The organism is Streptomyces sp. NPDC060205, from assembly GCF_042728395.1.
Classification (GTDB): Bacteria; Actinomycetota; Actinomycetes; order Streptomycetales; family Streptomycetaceae; genus Streptomyces.
This window is the reverse complement of the sequence record NZ_JBHWZP010000567.1, coordinates 1-3,185: the sequence shown is the minus strand read 5'-3', so window position 1 is coordinate 3,185 and position 3,185 is coordinate 1. Positions and strand designations below refer to the sequence as shown.

General features: G+C 71.1%; 3 protein-coding genes. All 3 read left to right on the top strand.

Annotated features, from left to right (window positions below; genetic code table 11):
* Positions 1 to 667 (top strand): ATP-binding cassette domain-containing protein (locus tag ACFWGJ_RS42960; RefSeq protein WP_387334400.1); only part of this gene is annotated, 667 nt, incomplete at its 5' end.
* Positions 664 to 1,944, top strand: a complete 1,281-nt coding sequence (locus ACFWGJ_RS42955; RefSeq protein ID WP_387334399.1) for a sugar ABC transporter permease — start codon at positions 664 to 666, stop codon at positions 1,942 to 1,944. The genes ACFWGJ_RS42960 and ACFWGJ_RS42955, both read left to right, overlap by 4 nt.
* Before the next feature lie 13 nt (positions 1,945 to 1,957).
* The gene (locus ACFWGJ_RS42950) at positions 1,958 to 3,163 is read left to right on the top strand and encodes an ROK family protein (protein ID WP_387334398.1); all 1,206 of its coding nucleotides are present in this window, start codon (positions 1,958 to 1,960) and stop codon (positions 3,161 to 3,163) included.
* The last annotated feature ends 22 nt before the right edge of the window (positions 3,164 to 3,185 follow it).

Here is a 3,185-nt window from a genome sequence, read left to right as displayed (position 1 = left end):
CGTCGGAGACAACGGCGCGGGCAAGTCCACCCTGGTCAAGTGCATCGGCGGGATCCATCCGATGGACGGCGGCGAGTACTGGTTCGAAGGAGAGCAGGTCCAGGTGCACAGCCCGCGGGAGGCGGCGGCCCTGGGCGTCGAGATCGTCTACCAGGACCTGGCACTCTGCGACAACCTCGACATCGTGCAGAACATGTTCCTCGGCCGGGAGAAACGCCGGGGCCTCGTCCTGGACGACACCACGATGGAGGAGATGGCCGCGCGGACCCTCGAAGGCCTGTCGGTCCGCACCGTCAAGTCCATCCGCCAGCAGGTCGCCAGTCTCTCCGGCGGTCAGCGGCAGACCGTGGCCATCGCCAAGGCCGTGCTGTGGAACAGCAAGGTCGTCGTCCTGGACGAGCCGACCGCCGCGCTCGGTGTCGCCCAGACGGCACAGGTCCTCGAACTGGTCCGGCGGCTGGCCGACAACGGTCTCGCGGTGGTCCTGATCTCGCACAACATGAACGACGTCTTCGCGGTGTCCGACCGGATCGCCGCCCTCTACCTGGGCCGGATGGCCGCCCAGGTCAGCACGTCGGACGTGACGCACTCCCAGGTCGTCGAACTCATCACCTCGGGCCGCAGCGGAGACCTCGGCCTCACCCAGAGCAACGGAGTCACCGCATGACCGCCGCAGTCGTCCCCGAGAAACCGGAACTGCCCCGCGGTCCCGGCACGCCGAAGAAGAACGGAGCGGCCACGGCCGCGAGTCTGCGCTCGGTCGCGAAGAACTACGTCGACCGGGTAAGGGGCGGTGAGTTGGGTGCCCTGCCCGCTGTCCTCGGCCTGATCGTCCTGTGCGTGTTCTTCGCCGCCCTGCGCCCCGTCTTCCTGTCCGAGCTGAACTTCGCCAACCTGCTCACCCAGGGCGCGGGCAGCATCGCCATCGCCATGGGACTGGTCTTCGTCCTCCTCCTCGGCGAGATCGACCTGTCCGCGGGGTACGCCAGCGGGGTCTGCGCCGCCGTCCTCGCCATCCTGCTCACCGACCACGGCTGGCCCTGGTACGGCGCGGCCGGCGCGGCGATCCTCACCGGCACGGTCATCGGCCTGCTGCTCGGCCTGCTGGTGGCGAAGGTCGGCATCCCCTCGTTCGTGGTCACGCTCGCCGCCTTCCTGGGGTTCCAGGGCATCGTGCTGATGCTGCTGAAGGAGGGCACCAACATCTCGATCCGGGACGAGACGATCCTGGCCGTCGCCAACAACAACCTCTCCCCGGCGCTCGGCTGGGTCCTGCTCGCGGTCGGTGTCGGGGGGTACGCGGCGATCCAGTTCCGGCAGAGCCGCAACCGGCGGCGGCGCGGGCTCGCCCCTGCCCCGCCCGCCCTGCTCGCCGTCAGGATCGGCGGGCTGGCGGTACTCGGTGCGATCGCGGTCCACCTGCTCAACCAGGAGCGCAGCCGCAACGTCATCGTCGACTCGCTCAAGGGCGTGCCGATCGTCGTGCCGGTCATCGCCGTCCTGCTCGTCGCCGGTACGTTCCTGCTCCAGCGCACCTCGTTCGGCCTGCACATCTACGCGGTGGGCGGCAACGCGGAGGCTGCCCGCCGGGCCGGCATCAACGTGGCCGCCATCCGGATCTCCGCGTTCGTCATCTGCTCCTCCCTCGCCGCGGTCGGCGGCATCATCGCCGCGTCCCGGGGCAACTCGGTGGACCCCAACACCGGCGGCAGCAACGTGCTGCTGCTGGCGGTCGGCGCCGCCGTGATCGGCGGGACGAGCCTGTTCGGCGGCCGGGGCAGGGTCCTCGACGCCGTGCTCGGCGGGATGGTCGTCGCGGTCATCCAGAACGGTATGGGTCTGATGGGGTACAGCTCAGGGGTCAAGTACGCTGTCACGGGTTCGGTTCTGCTGGTGGCCGCAGGCGTGGATGCGCTGTCCCGTCGCCGGGCCGTACGACGATGATGTCTGGGGTGCCATGAAAGCCGGTCCCTCGCAGGAGGAGATCCGCCGGCACAACCTCGGCACCCTGCTCCGTCATGTGCACATCGGCGGATCCATGTCGCGTGCCGTCCTGGCCGAACGCATGGGACTCAACCGCAGCACCATCCTGGGTCTGGTGAGCGAGCTGGGCTCGGCCGGCCTGGTCCGCGAGGAACTGCCCCGGGACACCGGCAGGGCCGGCCGGCCGTCCCTGGTCGTACGGCCCGAGTCCGACCGCGTGTACGTCCTGGCATTCGACGTGGGGGTCGACCGGTTGGCCGCCGCCCGCATCGGTCTGGGCGGGGTCTTCCTCGACCGCAGGGAGATCCCCGTGCTCCCCGGCCGGCGCGACGCCAAGAAGGTGGCGGAGGTCCTCGCCGGGTCCGCGCTGGACATGGTGGACGCGGCAGGGCACGGCACCTACTGCGTCGGTGTGGCCGCGGCCGTGCGCGGGATGGTGCGCCGCCCCGACGGTGTCGTCCGTGCCGCCCCCCATCTCGGCTGGGAGGACGAGGAGTTCGGCGAGGACCTCATGCGCCTGCTGGGACTCGGCCTGCCGGTCTCGGTGGGCAACGAGGCGAGCCTCGGCGCGCTCGCGGAGCATCTGCGCGGAGCCGGGGCGGGCTGCCAGGACCTGGTGTATCTGCACGGCGACATCGGCATCGGAGGCGGTGTCGTCACCGGGGGCCAGCTGCTGTCCGGCGATCAGGGGTACGGCGGCGAGATCGGGCACATGGTCGTCAACCCGCGGAACGGCAGACCCTGCGGCTGCGGGGCGCACGGCTGCCTGGAAGCCGAGGCGGGGGAGCGCGCCCTGCTGGAGGCCGCGCAGCGCGACCCGTCGGCCACCGGCCGGGAAGCCGTGCATGCCGTCGTCGAGGCGGCGGACCGGGGCGACATCACCGCCCGCGCCGCCCTGCACGACGTCGGCGACTGGCTCGGCGTCGGCGTCGCCAACCTGGTCAACGTGCTCAACCCGCGCACGGTCGTGTTCGGCGGCACGCTCCGTGAGGTGTACCTCGGCTCGGCCGCACAGATCCGCAGCCGTATCAACCGCATCGCCCTCAAGGCCTCCCGCGAGAACCTGCGGCTGCGTGTGGGGGAACTCGGCGACGACGCGGTGCTCATCGGGGCCGCCGAACTCGCCTTCTCCGAGATCCTGGTCGGCCCCCTGGAGACGCTGGCCCGCGCCGGAGCGTAGCGCCGTACCGGACGGGGGACGG